Annotated in this window: 13 protein-coding genes and 1 pseudogene; all 14 read left to right on the forward strand. The window is 63.7% G+C overall.

The features are described 5' to 3' along the window. Positions 1-410 (forward strand): annotated as a pseudogene (sucC, locus tag ACE3P0_RS03735) (succinate--CoA ligase subunit beta); the annotation flags it as partial. A 17-nt stretch (positions 411-427) separates the two neighbouring features. Beyond that, the gene (sucD, locus tag ACE3P0_RS03740; RefSeq protein ID WP_374399929.1) at positions 428-1,321 is read left to right on the forward strand and encodes a succinate--CoA ligase subunit alpha; all 894 of its coding nucleotides are present in this window, start codon (positions 428-430) and stop codon (positions 1,319-1,321) included. A 117-nt stretch (positions 1,322-1,438) separates the two neighbouring features. Continuing rightward, complete coding sequence (locus ACE3P0_RS03745) at positions 1,439-2,140, forward strand: TerC family protein (RefSeq protein ID WP_374399931.1); 702 nt, start codon at positions 1,439-1,441, stop codon at positions 2,138-2,140. A gap of 1 nt (position 2,141) precedes the next feature. Continuing rightward, entirely contained in the window at positions 2,142-3,101 is a 960-nt protein-coding gene (locus tag ACE3P0_RS03750) for an ornithine cyclodeaminase family protein (protein ID WP_374399933.1), read from the forward strand. 99 nt (positions 3,102-3,200) lie between these two features. Further along, positions 3,201-3,956 carry an FHA domain-containing protein gene (locus tag ACE3P0_RS03755; RefSeq protein WP_172203559.1) on the forward strand — a complete coding sequence of 252 codons (756 nt, stop codon included), beginning with the start codon at positions 3,201-3,203 and terminating at the stop codon, positions 3,954-3,956. 20 nt (positions 3,957-3,976) lie between these two features. Further along, positions 3,977-4,747: an MBL fold metallo-hydrolase gene (locus ACE3P0_RS03760; RefSeq protein ID WP_374399935.1), complete on the forward strand. Its 771-nt coding sequence runs from the start codon at positions 3,977-3,979 to the stop codon at positions 4,745-4,747. Positions 4,748-4,816: 69 nt separating this feature from the next. Further along, positions 4,817-7,168, forward strand: coding sequence for a GspE/PulE family protein (locus tag ACE3P0_RS03765; protein ID WP_374399937.1), 2,352 nt, complete (start codon positions 4,817-4,819; stop codon positions 7,166-7,168). 196 nt (positions 7,169-7,364) lie between these two features. Next, entirely contained in the window at positions 7,365-7,916 is a 552-nt protein-coding gene (locus ACE3P0_RS03770) for a pilin (protein ID WP_374399939.1), read from the forward strand. Positions 7,917-8,126: 210 nt separating this feature from the next. After that, entirely contained in the window at positions 8,127-8,855 is a 729-nt protein-coding gene (locus tag ACE3P0_RS03775) for a hypothetical protein (protein ID WP_374399941.1), read from the forward strand. 93 nt (positions 8,856-8,948) lie between these two features. Beyond that, a complete protein-coding gene (locus ACE3P0_RS03780; protein ID WP_374400388.1) occupies positions 8,949-10,640 on the forward strand; it encodes a Wzy polymerase domain-containing protein in 1,692 nt (563 codons plus the stop codon). 58 nt (positions 10,641-10,698) lie between these two features. Beyond that, complete coding sequence (locus tag ACE3P0_RS03785; protein ID WP_374399943.1) at positions 10,699-11,304, forward strand: methyltransferase domain-containing protein; 606 nt, start codon at positions 10,699-10,701, stop codon at positions 11,302-11,304. Positions 11,305-11,311: 7 nt separating this feature from the next. Further along, positions 11,312-12,721: a lipopolysaccharide biosynthesis protein gene (locus tag ACE3P0_RS03790; RefSeq protein ID WP_374399945.1), complete on the forward strand. Its 1,410-nt coding sequence runs from the start codon at positions 11,312-11,314 to the stop codon at positions 12,719-12,721. Continuing rightward, the gene (locus tag ACE3P0_RS03795; RefSeq protein ID WP_374399947.1) at positions 12,721-13,731 is read left to right on the forward strand and encodes a hypothetical protein; all 1,011 of its coding nucleotides are present in this window, start codon (positions 12,721-12,723) and stop codon (positions 13,729-13,731) included. The genes ACE3P0_RS03790 and ACE3P0_RS03795 overlap by 1 nt, the downstream gene beginning before the upstream one ends. Before the next feature lie 55 nt (positions 13,732-13,786). Next, positions 13,787-15,748: an asparagine synthase (glutamine-hydrolyzing) gene (asnB, locus tag ACE3P0_RS03800; protein WP_374399949.1), complete on the forward strand. Its 1,962-nt coding sequence runs from the start codon at positions 13,787-13,789 to the stop codon at positions 15,746-15,748. Positions 15,749-15,750 lie beyond the last annotated feature (2 nt).

A 15,750-nucleotide genomic window follows, 5' to 3' on the forward strand; every position in this document is an offset into this window, starting at 1 on the left:
CCTACATCAGCCTGGACGGCAACATCGGCTGCCTGGTGAACGGTGCCGGTCTGGCCATGGCCACCATGGACACCATCAAGCTGTTCGGCGGCGAGCCGGCCAACTTCCTGGACGTGGGCGGCGGCGCCACCCCCGAGAAGGTCACCGAAGCCTTCAAGATCATGCTCAAGAACCCCAAGGTCAAGGGCATTCTGGTCAATATCTTCGGCGGCATCATGAAGTGCGACACCATCGCCACCGGCGTCATCACCGCCTGCAAGGCCGTGAACCTGCAAGTGCCGCTGGTCGTGCGCATGAAGGGCACGAACGAAGAGCTGGGCAAGAAGATGCTGGCCGAATCCGGCCTGCCCATCATCAGCGCCGACACCATGGCCGAAGCGGCCACCGAGATCGTCAAAGCCGTCGCTTAAGGCCTGGAGAGAACAACATGTCCATCTACATCAATAAAGACACGAAGGTCATTACCCAGGGCATCACGGGCAAGACCGGCCAGTTCCACACCGAGAAGTGCCAGGAATACGCCAACGGCAAGAACTGCTTCGTCGCGGGCGTGAACCCGAAGAAGGCGGGCGAGTCGATCTTCAACATCCCGATCTACGGCTCGGTCAAGGAAGCTGCTTCCGAAACCGGCGCGACCGTGTCGGTGATCTACGTGCCGCCGGCGGGCGCCGCCGCTGCAATCTGGGAAGCCGTCGAGGCCGATCTGGATCTGGCGATTTGCATCACCGAGGGCATTCCGGTTCGCGACATGCTCGAAGTGCGCAACAAGATGAAGGCCAAGGAAGCCGCTGGCGGCAAGAAGACCCTGCTGCTGGGGCCGAACTGCCCGGGCCTGATTACGCCGGACGAAATCAAGATCGGCATCATGCCGGGTCATATTCACCGCAAGGGCCGCATCGGCGTGGTGTCGCGTTCGGGCACGCTGACTTATGAAGCCGTGGCGCAGCTGACCGAAATCGGCCTCGGCCAATCGTCAGCCGTCGGTATCGGTGGCGACCCGATCAACGGCCTGAAGCACATCGACGTGATGCGCATGTTCAACGACGATCCGGATACCGACGCGGTGATCATGATCGGCGAGATCGGTGGTCCGGACGAAGCCGAAGCGGCGATGTGGTGCAAGGCCAACATGAAGAAGCCGATCGTCGGTTTCATCGCGGGCGTCACGGCTCCGGCCGGCAAGCGCATGGGCCATGCCGGTGCGCTGATCTCCGGCGGTGCCGACACCGCTGATGCCAAGCTCGCCATCATGGAGGAGTGTGGCTTCAAGGTGACGCGCAACCCGTCGGAGATGGCACGCCTGCTCAAGGCGATGCTCTGATCCGTCAAGGTTCGCCGCATCGAACGCCCGGCGCGAGCCGGGCGTTTTCGTTTCGGGGCGTCGAACGCTGATTCAGCGTGCTCCGCTAAACTTCTGTTTTTGCTTGTTTCCGCCCCCATGCCAGATTTTTCCAACCCTGTTTTCTGGTACGCCGTTGCGCAGATCATCGTCATCGATCTGGTGCTGTCGGGTGACAACGCTGTCGTGATTGCGCTGGCGTGCCGCAACCTTGCGCCGGCACAACGCAGGGTTGGCATCCTGTGGGGTGTGCTGGGCGCCGTCGGTCTACGCGTGGTGCTTACGGCCTTCGCGGCGCTGTTGATGGATTGGCCTTGGCTCAAGATCGTCGGCGGCATCTTGTTGCTGTGGATCGGCGTCAAGCTGCTGGTGCCGGAGCAGGAAGGCGAGCACGAGATCCACGGCGCTGGCAACGTGTGGGGGGCGGTCAAGACGATCATCGTGGCGGATTTCGTGATGAGCCTCGACAACGTCGTCGCGGTTGCCGGGGCGTCGCACGGCAGCATCCCGCTGCTGGTGTTCGGGCTGCTCGTCAGCATTCCGATCATCGTGTTCGCGAGCCAGCTCATCATGAAGGCGATGGAGCGCATGCCGATCATCGTCACGCTGGGGGCCGGGCTGCTCGGCTGGGTTGCAGGGGCGATGATCTTCAGCGACCCGGCTGTACGTCCGTTGGTTGCGGGGCAGCCAGGCTGGCTGCACTACCTTGCCTCGGTGGTGGGCGCTGCGTTGGTCGTTTTGATCGGATGGCTGATCGCGCGGCGTCGGCAGGCCGGCTACCGCGTGCTGGAGGAGGGCTGACATGGCGGCGCTGTATCTGTCCGAGGCTGAGGTTGCGCAAGTCGTAGACATGCCGCTGGCACTGGCCGCCGTGGAGTCGGCGCACCGGGCGCTGGCATGTGGCGAGGCGGTCGACTACCCGCGTCAGCGTGTGCGCGCCGGCGCAGTGATCCAGCATTTGCTGCAAGGCGGTCTGCTGGATGCGCGACGCGTCACCGGCTACAAGACCTACGCCTCATCGCGAGCCGGCGTGCGCTTCTGGCTCCACCTTTTTGATGCCGACAACGGTGATCCGCTGGCCGTCATCGAGGCCGACCGCTTGGGCATGATGCGCACCGGTGCAGCAGGCGGTGTCGCTGCGCGTTGGCTTGCGCGGCCGGATGCCCGCCGCGCCGTTGTGTTCGGTGCCGGTTGGCAAGCGCGTGGGCAGATCGACGCCCTGGCGCTGAGTCTGCCGATCGAGGAATTCGCCGTGGTGGCGCGCGACCCGGCAAAGTGCGCGGCGTTTTGTGCCGACATGGCGATACTGACCGGACGACGCGTTGCGCCGGCTCAGGACATCGAGGCCGCCGTGCGTGGCGCCGATGTCGTCGTCACCATCACGACCTCGCCCAAGCCCCTGTTTGAAGGCACTTGGCTGCCGGCGGGCTGCCACATCAACGCCGCAGGTTCCAACGCCCTGATCCGCCGGGAGCTGGATGAGACGACTGTCGGGCGTGCCGGTCTGATTGCGGTCGATACCCGCGCGACCGCACTGCGCGAGGCCGGCGATCTGCTGCCCGCGCTTGAGAAGGGGCGGCTGACCGAGGGGCGGCTGGTGGAACTGGGCGAGATCGTTGCGGGGCATCGCGCCGGCCGCACCGATCCGGCCATGATCACGCTGTTCGAGTCGCAAGGGCTGGCGGTGCAAGACCTCGCCTTGGGCGTTGAGGTGCTTGTGCGAGCGCGCAGTGCCAAACTCGGCACGGCCTTGCCCTATTGATTTGACGGGAACCCGTTGCCCCCCGAGGCGGGGCGCGGCATGATTCCACCCTTGGTGAGATTGCCCGCAAGTGGCGCTTACCCCAATTTGGAGTTCCGCATGCCCAAAATCGTCCTGAGCATGGACGGCCTCGTGCTGAAGGAAATCGCGCTCGACAAGCAGCGCATCACGATCGGCCGCAAGCCGCACAACGATATCCAGATCGACAACCTGGCGATCAGCGGCGAGCATGCTTCGATTGCGACCATCCTCCAGGATGCCTTCCTCGAGGATCTGAACAGCACCAATGGCACCTACGTGAACGGCCAGCCGGTGAAGAAGCATGCGTTGAAGGACGGCGACATCGTCGAGCTCGGCAAGTACCGCCTCAAGTTCCTCAAGGACACGCCGCCTCCGGCCTCGGCCAACACCTTCGAGAAGGCCTTCGAAGTGCCGCAGGACTTCACGAAGACGCAGAACACGACGATGCGTGCCGCTGCCGATACGATGGTGACCGGCTTTGCCGAAGCGCAGAGCGCAACGCAAGGGGTGACCACAGGCGGCCTGTCGGGTACCAACTGGTCGCAACCGGAGGCGGACCAGGCCAACCAGATTGGCGTGGTGCAGATTCTGTCCGGGCGTAACGCAGGTCGCGAGCTGGAGCTGACCAAATCGCTGACCACGCTCGGCAAACCAGGGTTGCAGGTCGCGGTCATCACCCGTCGCGCTCACGGTTACTTCATCACCCACGTCGAAGGCACTGCCTTCCCGGTGGTCAATGGTCGCGAGATCGATGCGCAGGCGCACCCGTTGCAGGATCACGACGTGATCGAGCTTGCGGGCGTCAAGATGGAGTTCTACCTGCGCGCCGGCTGAGTGCGCAGGCGGATCTGGCTGTGGAGGTCAGGGTACTCGGCTGTAGTGGCGGCATTGGCGGGCTTGATGTCCGTACCACCTCGCTGCTAGTCGATGACGACATCCTGATCGACTGTGGCACCGGCGCTGGCGTGCTCGATGTGCCGACGTTGATGGCGATCGACCATGTGTTCCTGACGCACGCCCATCTGGATCACATTGCGTATCTGCCCTTTATCATCGATACGGTGGGGGACTATCGCAGCCGCCCGCTGACGGTGCATGCGGCCCCCGAAACGCTGCGCATCATCCGTTCGCACATCTTCAACTGGCTGATCTGGCCAGATTTTTCGGCGATTCCCGACCGCGCACACCCGCTGATGCGCTTCAACGAGCTGCGCATCGGTGAGTGGATAGACATCGACGGCCGGCGAGTGACTGCGCTGCCGGCCCTGCATGCCGTGCCGGCCGTCGGCTACCAGATTCGTTCGGAGCATGGTGCGAGCCTGGTGTTCTCCGGCGACACCACCGTTTGCGACGCGCAGATCGAAGCGATCAACGCGATCAACGATCTGCACGCGTTGATCATCGAAACCGCGTTTCCGAACATGCAGCACGATCTCGCGCTGGCGGCACGCCACCTGTGCCCGCAAATGCTGTTTTCGGTTCTTGATCGTCTGATCGTGTCGCCTGAGGTGTACGTGACCCATCTCAAGCCGGCCCAGGCGGAGGAAATCACCGCTGAACTCGCCGCCTACGCCGGCCGATTGAAGCCCCGGATTCTGCGGAACGAGCAGGTTTTCACGCTCTGATTCCGGCGCGATGCCGGGTGGCTGGCAGTATCATCGGGGCTTGGCTGTCCGCCATCAGGGGGTTGATCGATGAGTGCCATTCCGGGGCGCACCAGCGCCGGCGATCTGAGCCGGCGCCTTGCGTTTTTCAAGGGTCTGCAGGCGCTGACCGCCCGCATTCATGCCACCAACAATATCGACGAGATCATCTTCGAACTCTCGGCCGATATTTGCAGCCTGTTCGGCGCGGAACGCATCACCTTGTACACGGTGGATGAATCCGGCGCTGCGATCGTCTCCAAGGTCAAAACCGGCCTGCATTCGATCAAGGCGATCCGACTACCGATCTCCGACCGCAGCGTGGCTGGCTACGTCGCGCTGCACAAAACTTTGCTGAACATCCACGATGTCTACGATGCGGCGGAGTTGAACGCGATATCACCCAACCTCGAATTCCGCCGCGAAGTGGACGAGCGCAGCGGCTACCACAGCAAGCAAATGCTCGTCGCGCCGATCATGGGGGCGGCCGAGAGCGAGTTGCTCGGCGTCGTGCAACTGATCAATGCGCGCGACGGCTCGGCCTTTACCGCGATCGATGAGGAGGGTTTGCAAGGCCTCGCGCAGACCTTGGGCGTTGCTTTCGCTCAGCGCCTGTCGCAAGAAAAACCGCTGCGGAACAAGTATGACTATCTGACGCGCACCGGCGCCGTGACCGCCGACCAGCTTGAAGAAATCGAGAAACAGACGCGTGCGCGGAATACGACGGTCGAAGCGATCCTGCTCGACGAGGTGCGAATTGCGCCGGCGCTCGTCGGGGAGTCGATGGCCCGTTTCTATGGCGTGCCCTATGAGCCATTCAGGCAGGAGCGCGTCAAGTCGATGCACCTGCTGCGCAACATCAAGAAGGACTATGTGTTGCAGGCGGGCTGGCTGCCGCTTGAAGAAACGCAGGAAGGCATCGTCGTCCTGACGATCGATCCGGAACAGGTGCGCGGTGCGCGCGTGGCCGACAACGTGTTCCCCGGCGCCAAGCTGTCATTCCGAGTCACAACGCGGCGTGAGTTCGAGAAGACCGCGCAGCAACTGTTCGAGCAAGTCCTAGATGATGCCTCGGTGTCGGACATGCTGTCGGGGCTGGGTGATGACGAGCGTGACGCGCCGTCGCAGGACGAGATATCGGCCGCGGCCGACAACGAACTCGTCAAACTGGTCAACAAAATCATCATGGAGGCGCACCGGCAAGGGGCTTCCGATATCCATATCGAACCGCGACCAGGCAAGGAAAAGACGCTGATACGCTTCCGCAAGGACGGCTCTCTGGTGCCCTACATCGAAGTGCCGGCGAGCTACCGCAACCCGCTCGTCACGCGCATCAAGATCATGTGCGACCTCGATATCTCGGAGCGTCGCAAACCGCAGGACGGCAAGATCCGTTTCCGCAAATACGGGCCGCTGGACATCGAGCTGCGCGTGGCCACGATCCCGACCGCCGGTGGCATGGAAGACGTGGTGATGCGTCTGCTGGCCAATGGTGAACCGCTGCCGCTGTCCGATCTGGGCATGTCGCCGCGCAACCTCGAGCGGCTGCGCAACACCATCAACAAGCCCTACGGCATCTTCTTCTGCTGCGGCCCCACTGGCTCGGGCAAAACGACCACGCTGCACTCGATCCTGAAAGAGCTCAACACGCCGGACACCAAGATCTGGACCGCGGAAGACCCGGTGGAGATTACGCAGCGCGGTTTGCGCCAGGTGCAGGTCAACCGCAAAGCGGGGCTGGATTTCGTCGCCGTGATGCGCGCGTTCTTGCGCGCCGATCCGGATGTGATCATGGTGGGCGAAATGCGCGACAAGGAGACGGTGACGATCGGCATCGAAGCTTCCCTCACCGGCCACCTGGTGCTCTCCACGCTGCACACCAACAGCGCGCCGGAATCTGTCGTGCGCCTGCTTGACATGGGCATGGACCCCTTCAACTTCGCCGACGCGCTGCTCGGCGTGCTTGCCCAGCGCCTCGCAAAGCGACTCTGCAAGCACTGCAAGGAGGCCTACCGCCCGGACGACGACGAAGTTGCCGCCCTGATTGCCGAATACTGCGAAGACCTGCGCGAGACGGCGGAATTTCAGGCCGATCCGGTCGCAGCCGAGACAGCGCTATTGGACGAGTGGAAAGCGCAATTCGGTCACGAAGGGCAGTTGCTGCTCTACCGCGCACAAGGCTGCGAGCATTGCACCGAGGGCTATAAGGGCCGGGTTGGCCTGCACGAAATGATGGTCGGCTCCGCCGAGGTCAAGCATCTGGTACAGACCCGCGCCCCTGTCTCGGAGCTGGTCACCGCCGCGCTTGCCGACGGCATGCGCACGTTGCGCCAGGATGGCATCGAGAAAGTACTGCAGGGCGTAACGGACATGAAGCAGGTGCGGAAGGTGTGCATTCGTTGAATAGTTTGTCGTGTCGCGTCAGTCGGGGTGACGAAAAGCGTCACATTCTTCGGCTGGCGTTGAGGCTCCTAGATGGGCAGGCCTTGCGGTACGGAGTGTTTGCCGTATACCGGCCGCGCGCATGACACTGGCACGCAATCTGCTCATATGAATCCGAGCGGTATCCCCGCCCGAATTTCTCAACGAGGAGAACAGCATGAAAAAGATCCAGCAGGGTTTTACCCTGATCGAACTGATGATCGTGGTCGCGATCGTCGGCATCCTGGCAGCGGTTGCACTGCCTGCCTATCAAGACTACACGGTCCGCGCGAAGGTCAGCGAAGGTCTGGTGATGTCGGAAGCCGTTAAGGCTGGTGTTGCCGAAGCCTACGCGGCTGACGGCGCTGCTGGGGTGACTGCGTATGAAACCCAGATCAACACCACGCCGCCCGCTTCGAAGTATGTGACATCAATTACGATGACGCCGGCTACTGGCATCATTGTCGTTGCACTGAACGCAACCAACGTTGGCACGATCGCCGCCGCCGCGAATACGCTTGTTCTGACCCCGTTCCTGAATCCGGGCGGTGCGGCTGCTGTGCCTGTCACTCTGGCGTCTGCGATTGCCACGCCAGGCGGTGCTGGCGGCACGATCGACTGGGTGTGCTCGTCGACCACGCACAGCAATGCAACGGCCCGCAACGCTGCATTCGCTGCTGCGACCAACGGTACGCTGCTGCCGCGTTTTGCTCCGTCCGAGTGCAAGTAATGGTTTGAGAGTGTGAATCGCTGAAGTTTTGCGTTTCCGCTAGCAAAGGGCCGCGAAAGCGGCCCTTTGCTTTTGTGCTTTGGCGCTACGGTCGAATTTTGATCTTGAGGGTATGATCCGGCGCGCATGTAACTTCGAATTCACTTGAGGAAGGCTATGCGGTCGTTTCGCCTGAAGGCGCTCGCAATCCATATGTTGTGCAGTGCAGTCGTGCTGACGCTCGTGGTCGGCGGGCTGTACATCGGCTGGTATTACTCACCTCTGTGGCATCTGATGGGTGCGTCAACGGTCGTGGGCGTGCTGATCATGGTCGACATGGGGCTCGGGCCGCTCGCGACCGTCGTCGTTGCGTCACCGAAGAAACCGCGTTCAGAACTGCGTCGGGATATCGCGCTTATCGTTGTTCTGCAATTGGCGGCCTTGGGCTATGGCGTGCATGCCCTGTGGGCCATGCGGCCCTTGTTCTTGGTGTTTTCTGGTGACCGGGCGGAGGTCATATCCGCCACTGCGATTGATGCGCCCGAAGTCGAAGCCGCCGTTGCAAGCGGGCAAGTTTCACTGCTCCCAGCCATGGCCAGGCTGCCGACCTGGGTCTGGGCGCCACTGCCTGAGGACGAAGAGGCCCGAACGAACATCGTTGCGGGCGCAATCATGGGCGGCAAGGATGTCACGGCCATGCCAATGTACTACCAGCCGCTGACGGCTGCTGGCGACGCCTTGCGGAACCAACTGATCCCGATGGATCGAGTGCGGGGGCTCAAATCGTTGCTGCCGGGCGAGTTTGAACGTCGCCTGTCTGCGATTGGTCGCAATGTCGAGGATCTCGGGGTGCTGCCTATCGAAGCGCGTGCGCACGATGGCGCTGTGATCTTTGACCGCAAGACCCTTGAACCCCTGGCCATCTGGCCGGTATCGGTTCTTTCCCTCATCAGGCATTGATAATCCGATGCAGTGCGCACCGCGTTTGGTAAGGACTTCGTGAAACCTCTTTGCAGTAAGCCGCGGCTTCTGGGTGGTGCCGAGTTGCTCTTGGTGCTGACACTGGCGCTGCCGCCCCTGGTGCTTGCCCGCACAGCACCGCAATCCGTTTTCTGGAACGAATTCGTTGCGGTGGCGATGCTGGTGAGCGCCGCCGTTGCATTCAAAGCGTTTCAGCATTCAATTGCCGTTCCTCGTCTAGTAACGGTATTTGTCACGATTGCGTTCGTAGCGGCAACGCTCGTTGGGGGCCATTCTCGAACCCCATTCGCGGTCGGGTTTGCGGCTTACGCGGTGGTATTTGTTGTTGCCTATGTGCTTGCTGCGCGGACAGCTGACGACGCCCGCGACGCCGCGCAGTCGAACCGGATGGCACTTGTCGTTGCGACGGGGTTTGTATTCCTTGCGTGCTTTCAGTCGATCGTCGGTGCGTTTCAGATCGCTGACGTCACCTTCGGTGGCCTCGTGCTGCCCAAGGTGTACCGACAGACCTACGGCAACGTAGGCCAGCCGAATCACTACGCGAGCCTGCTTAGCCTCGGCATTGTCGGTGCCTGGTATCTCGGCGTTTGCGGCTATTTGCGAAGGGCTGTGGTTGCGGTCTTGATCCTCTGGCTGGCCTGCTCGCTTGCGGCATCGGCTTCGCGCGCTTGTTGGCTCTACTTCGCGTGCGTTGTGATGCTCGGATTGTGGTCGGCGTATCGCAGCGATGCGTCGGATCGGAAAGGCGCCGTCGCACTGGCCTGGGTCGGCGTCGCAGTGCTGATGCTTCAGGTCGCAATCGCCAAGAGCGGTGCGCTGGAATGGGTGGGGCTGACCTCGTCCGTTGCGCGCGCGGCGGATGTTGGTTCCAACGGTCAGCGTCTTTACGACTGGTCGCTCGCCCTGTCGGCAATCAAGGCTCACCCGTGGCTGGGCGTGGGGGTCGGAGGGTTTCACGGCTGGGCAGTTGAGCAGATGCCGGCGACACCGGTTGTGCCCTTCTCGAAGTTCGCCGAGCACGCCCACAACCTGCCCTTGCATCTGGCTGCGACGATGGGCGTGCCGTTTGCGCTGGTATTTCTGGGGGCTGTCGGTTCGTGGTTGCTGCGCCAGTTGTGCGCGAAAATGAGCGCCGACCGGCTGTTTGCGTTCAGCGGACTAGCGGTAATCGGCTTGCACAGCATCGTCGAGTATCCGCTCTGGTACACCTATTTCGTGATTCCGGCTGGGCTGTTGTGTGGTCTTCTGGCGGCCACGGATTCACGTGCGCGGATTGTTCGTTTGCCTGTGGCGCTTGCAAACGCAGCGTTGGCGGGCGTGGTCTTGGCGCTTGTCTGGGTGGCCCGCGACTATGTGTTCGTGCAGCGCGCCTACGATGACTGGGCGACGGTACGCAACGTGGCGACGGCGGCGGATCGCGAGCGCATCCGGCGTGAGGTCGAACGGGTGCCTGCTTGGTCAATCTTCGGCGATCACGCCGAGTCCCTTGCGCTGCAGACTTGGGCGCCCGACGTTGCGAGCGCCGCGCGGATGGTGGCGCAGTGCGAACCGGCATTTCGCTTGCGCCCCTCTTGGGGGTTGGGTACGCAGTGCCTGCTCGCGATGGGCATGGCGGGTGATCGGGCTGGGGTGGCGCGGATGTCGCTGGTGCTGTGCGAGGGCTTTCCGCGGCATCACCAAATGTTGCGTGAATGGGCCGAGGGCGCAGATCGTTTTCACCCGGCGGTCTCCGTGCAATCAGAGAACTGCCTGCGCAAGTCGTGATGCGCGGTGGGGCCGGTATACTGGCGCGTTGCCCTGAAACGACGAGCGTACAGCGGTCATGGCTTTTCAAGACAAGCGCGGGGTGTTGCCCCGTTTTCAGGCCGGAGAGCGGCTGACGATCGAACTCGGTTGCGGCCCGAGCAAGACGGACCCGGCCGCGGTTGGCATCGATGCGCTGGATTTCGACGGCGTAGACCTCGTCGGCGACGTGTTCGAGGTGCTGGCGGCCCTGCCGGGTGAGAGTGTTGCGGCGTGCTATTCCGCCCACTTCTTCGAGCATATCGATGATCTGTCGCGACTGATCGACGAGCTGGGGCGCACGCTGGCGCCTGGTGCGTTGCTCACGGTGAAGGTGCCGCATTTCTCCAACCCGTATTTCTATTCCGATCCGACGCACAGCCGCTACTTCGGGCTCTACACGATGTCCTACTACGCGCGCGATGGCTTGCTGACGCGCAAGGTGCCGAACTACGGACGTACGCCTGTGTTCGAGCTCGAATCCGTGCGGCTTGGATTTGATTCTCCGTTTCCCTTCCGCGGTTTGTTCAAGCGGCTGATCGGCCCGATCTTCAATCTCACCACCTGGTTGCAGGAGTTTCACGAGGAGAACCTCTGTTACCTGCTGCCGTGCTACGAAGTCGAATACCGACTGCGTCGGCGCTGAGCGGGCGATGTCGCTGCGGTCCAGCCTTGCCTATTTCGTCTTTCGTGGGGCATCCGGTGCGCTCGCGGTGCTTACGGTTTCGGTATTTGCCCGTTTGCTCGGCCCGCAGGGATATGCGCACTGGACGCTCGCGGTCGTTCTGAGCGGCTTTATCGCCGGTGTGCTGGTGCAGCCGATCCATTCGGCGCTGGCGCGCTTTCTGCCGCGGCCGGGGGGCGAGGCGATCATTGGCACGCTGGGGCGCTTGCTGCTGCTTGCGGCGTGCGCCGTCGTGCTCGTCGCGCTGCTCTTGAGCGCGCTTGCGCCGGCATGGTTGCCGGCCGGCGTGGTGGTCCTCGCCTTGAGCCTGGGTTTGTCGCAGGCGGTGTTCGACTTCTCGGCCCAACACTGCTCCAGCACGCTGCAGGCGCGTCGTTATGGCCGGCTTTACCTGTGCAAGGCGATCATTGCGCTGGCGGCAGGCGGTACCGCCTTGTGGTGTGGCCTCGGGGCGGCCGGTGCGGTCGCGGGAACCTGCGTCGGCTTTGTCGGTGCCACCTTGCTGTTTGGTCGCACGGCTTGGCGCGAGGTTGTGCGCGGGCGTTTTGATGGTGCTGCACTGCCGGAGCTGCGCGCGTACGCGCTGCCGGTGATGTTCGCGCTATTGACCGGTGCGGTGCTGCAGTGGGGCGATCGCCTCGTCTTGGCGGCGAACGTGGCGCCGGCGTGCTTGGGTGCCTACAGTGCTGCGGGCGATCTGGCGCAACAGGGGTTCGGCTTGCTCTTCAGCGCCTTCCACCTTGCCTGGTTCCCGCGACTGGTGGCCTTGTGGGAATCGAATGCCGAGGCGCTGCAGGCGCAGGTGAATCGCTACGCGCAACTCTCTCTGGTCGTCATGGTGCCGGCGGCGCTGGGCTTCGCCTTGGTCGCACGTGATCTCGCCAGCGTGCTGCTCGGCGCGGCTTTCAGTGCCGACGCCGCGCAAGTGATGCCTTGGCTCGCACTGGCGGCGCTGCTGGGCGGTGTGCGCGCCTATCTGTTCGATCTGCCGCTGCATCTTTCGCAGCGCATGGCGGTCCAGAGCGCGATCGCGGGCGGCTGCGCGCTGCTGGGCGTATCGCTCAATCTGATGCTGGTGCCGCACTTCGGCATCGTGGCGGCGGCAGCGGTTGCGGTGCTCGCGCAGGGCTGCGGCTGTGTCGCCAGCTATTTGGTCGGGCGCCGCACGCTATCGCCGAGATGGGCTTCCAGGGATCTGCTCGTGGTGGGCGCCGGTGCCGGTGCGATGGCGCTGATGGTGCTGGCGGTGCCGTTCGGTGGGTTGATCGGCCTAGGGGTCAAGGCGCTTCTTGGTGCGGTCATGTACTGCGCCGTGGTGCTTGTCGCGGATACTGCGGGCCTGCGGAGCCTTATTTTCGCCCGGATGGGGCTGCGCTGATGGCGCCGCTTGACGTTGTGGCCTTCACTCAGGGCGCGACGATTCCCTCCGCGCGCTTTCGCGTGCGCCAGTATTTGCCGCAGTTGCAGGAGGCGGGGATTGCGCTGCGTGAGAGCGCCGCGCGGTTTGGCAGCTACCCGCCGGCAGCCACATGGCGCCGCATCCCGTGGCTGCTGGCAAGCACGGCGGAACGTGCCTTCGCTGCTGCAGCGGCCAGTACCGCCGACGTCGTGCTGTTCCAGCGCGAGATGGTGTCGACACTCGCCTTTGCCGAATACTGCTGCCGCGCGCCGGCTGTGCTGGATGTCGATGACGCGATCTGGCTGACACAGCGATGCGGCATGGTCGATCGACTCGCTTCGCGCTGCCGACTGGTGCTGTGCGGGAACGACTACATCGCCGAGCATTTCGCGCCGATTGCGCCGGTTCGGGTTTTGCCCACCGGCGTCGATACGGCTTTGTGGCGCCCGGGGCTTCGTGACGACAAACCGGTACTGGTGTGGTCGGGCAGTTCGGGCGGCCTGCCGTATCTTTACGACATCGAGAGCGCGCTGGCCACGGTGTTGGCCGCGGTGCCGGATGCACGGCTGCGCGTGGTCTGCAATGCGGCGCCGGTGTTTTCCTCGATTGATCCCGCTCGCGTCGAGTTCATCCCCTGGTCACCGCAAAGCGAAGTGGCCGCCGTTCAGTCCGCCTGGGTTGGGCTGATGCCGATGCCGGATACGCCTTGGACGCGCGGCAAGTGCAGTTTCAAGATGCTGACCTACCTGGCCTGCAGCGTGCCGGCAGTGGCGTCGCCCTGGGGCATGAATCGCAAGGTCATCGATGGTGGTGGCGCTTGGGGCGCGGTCAGTGCGGCAGACTGGGTGGATGCGCTCGTGATGTTGCTGCGCGATGCTGATCGCTGTGCCGTAGCGGGGCTCGCCGGTCGGGCGCAGGTGGAGGCGAACTATGCCTCGGTCACACTTGGTCACACGCTGGCTACGGTATTACGGGAGGCGGCGGCTTGATGATGCTACTTGCGGCCATTAATCTGCAGGGCTTTGCGACGCGGGATACGACGGCATGTGCGGCATAGCGGGGTTCTGGGGGCAGTCTGCGCCGGTTGATGCGCTGAGCGCGGTGGCGCGGGCGATGGGCGAAGCGATTGCCCACCGTGGCCCGGATGGTCGCGGCGAATGGGCGCAGCCCGACCTCGGCCTTGGCCTGTCGCACCGCCGCCTTGCGATCATCGACCTCACCGAGGCCGGGTTTCAGCCAATGCACGCGGCGTCCGGCCGCTGGACCATCGTGTTCAACGGCGAGATCTACAACTATCTCGTGATTCGCGCGGAGCTCGAACGTGCGAAAGGTGGCGTGGCCTGGCGCGGGCATTCCGACACCGAACTGCTGATCGAGGCGCTCGATCACTGGGGGGTTGAAGGCACGCTGTCGCGTTGCGACGGCATGTTCGCATTTGCTGCGTGGGATCACGCGGAATCGCGCCTGATCCTCGCCCGCGACCGCCTCGGCGAGAAGCCGCTGTACTACGGCCAGATGCCGGACGGCACGCTGCTGTTCGGCTCGGAGTTACGCGCGCTCTATGCCCATCCCTCCTGGCGTGGGCAAATCGATCGCGATGCGGTAGGGCTGTTAATGCACTACAACAGCATTCCCGCACCCTGGTCGATCTGGCAGAACGTAAGGAAGTTGCCGCCGGCCCATTGGCTTGAGGTGCGCGGCCGCCGTGCCGGCGAGCCGAGGCCGTACTGGTCCTTGCGCGACGCGATGCAGGCCGGCGAGGCGAGCCGAACAGCGCCTGCGGGTGCGGAAGGGCCGTGGGTCGATCAGCTCGAAGCGGTGCTGGGCGAAGTCGTCGAGCAGGAAATGTTGTCCGACGTGCCGCTCGGTGCATTCCTCTCCGGCGGTATCGATTCATCGCTGATCGTGGCGATGATGCAGCGGCGCGCGACGCGACCGGTGAAGACCTTCACGATCGGTTTCCGCGAGGATTCGTTCGATGAGGCGCGCTTTGCGCGCGAGGTTGCAGCCCACCTCGGCACCGAGCATCGCGAGTTTTACCTGAGCGGAGACGACGCGCTGGCCGTTGTGCCGCGCGTCGCCGATCTCTACGACGAGCCGTTCTCTGATTCATCACAGCTTCCGACATGGCTGGTGTCGCATTTCGCCCGCCAGCATGTCACGGTTGCGCTCTCTGGCGACGCCGGTGACGAACTGTTTGCGGGCTACACCCGCTACATGGTGGGGGACGGGTTCTGGCGTAGCGCCTCGCGCGTGCCCTATCCGCTGCGACGCACGGTTGCTGCCGGGCTTGGCCTCGTACCCGGCAAGGCGTGGGATGCGCTGGGCGGCGCGCTCGGCCCCCTGTGCCCCCGCCTGCTGCGCAATTCTCCGGGCGACAAGTTCAGCCGTATCGCCCGCATGTTGCGCGAACGCTCGCCAGCGGGGTTCTACGACGAACTGATCTCGCACTGGAAGGACCCTGCACTGCTGGTGCCGGGCGCGCGCCTGCCGCCCCTGGCGCTCGCAGAGGCCGCGGCGCAAGCCGGCCGCAGCGACATCGAATTCATGCAGGCGCACGACACGCTGGCCTACCTGCCGAACGACATCCTGGTGAAGGTCGATCGTGCCGCGATGGCGGTGAGCCTCGAGACCCGTGCGCCTTTCCTTGATCGCCGCGTGGTCGAATTCGCCTGGCGCGTGCCGGAATCGCTCAAGCTGCGCGGCGGCAATGGCAAGTGGCTGATGCGCGAACTGCTCGCCCGCCATGTGCCGCGGCCCTTGTTCGAGCGTCCGAAGCAGGGCTTCGGCATCCCGCTCGGGCCCTGGCTACGTGGGCCCCTGCGCGAGTGGGCCGAGTCGCTGCTGTCGCCGGCTGCTCTGGCTGATAGCGGATTGTTCGATCCGGCGCCGATCCGCCGCAAATGGGAAGAGCACCTGCGCGGCCAGGCCGCCTGGCACTACTACCTGTGGGATGTGCTGATGTTCCAGGCGTGGTATCAGCGCTACCGGGCACAGGTGCGCTGAGC

The organism is Niveibacterium sp. (assembly GCF_041909475.1).
Taxonomy (GTDB): Bacteria; Pseudomonadota; Gammaproteobacteria; order Burkholderiales; family Rhodocyclaceae; genus Niveibacterium.

Coding starts and splice junctions, on each gene's coding strand:
- sucD (WP_374399929.1), top strand. CDS start 428: ATGTCCATCTACATCAATAAAGACACGAAGGTCATTACCCAGGGCATC.
- ACE3P0_RS03745 (WP_374399931.1), top strand. CDS start 1,439: ATGCCAGATTTTTCCAACCCTGTTTTCTGGTACGCCGTTGCGCAGATC.
- ACE3P0_RS03750 (WP_374399933.1), top strand. CDS start 2,142: ATGGCGGCGCTGTATCTGTCCGAGGCTGAGGTTGCGCAAGTCGTAGAC.
- ACE3P0_RS03755 (WP_172203559.1), top strand. CDS start 3,201: ATGCCCAAAATCGTCCTGAGCATGGACGGCCTCGTGCTGAAGGAAATC.
- ACE3P0_RS03765 (WP_374399937.1), top strand. CDS start 4,817: ATGAGTGCCATTCCGGGGCGCACCAGCGCCGGCGATCTGAGCCGGCGC.
- ACE3P0_RS03770 (WP_374399939.1), top strand. CDS start 7,365: ATGAAAAAGATCCAGCAGGGTTTTACCCTGATCGAACTGATGATCGTG.
- ACE3P0_RS03785 (WP_374399943.1), top strand. CDS start 10,699: ATGGCTTTTCAAGACAAGCGCGGGGTGTTGCCCCGTTTTCAGGCCGGA.
- ACE3P0_RS03790 (WP_374399945.1), top strand. CDS start 11,312: ATGTCGCTGCGGTCCAGCCTTGCCTATTTCGTCTTTCGTGGGGCATCC.
- ACE3P0_RS03795 (WP_374399947.1), top strand. CDS start 12,721: ATGGCGCCGCTTGACGTTGTGGCCTTCACTCAGGGCGCGACGATTCCC.
- asnB (WP_374399949.1), top strand. CDS start 13,787: ATGTGCGGCATAGCGGGGTTCTGGGGGCAGTCTGCGCCGGTTGATGCG.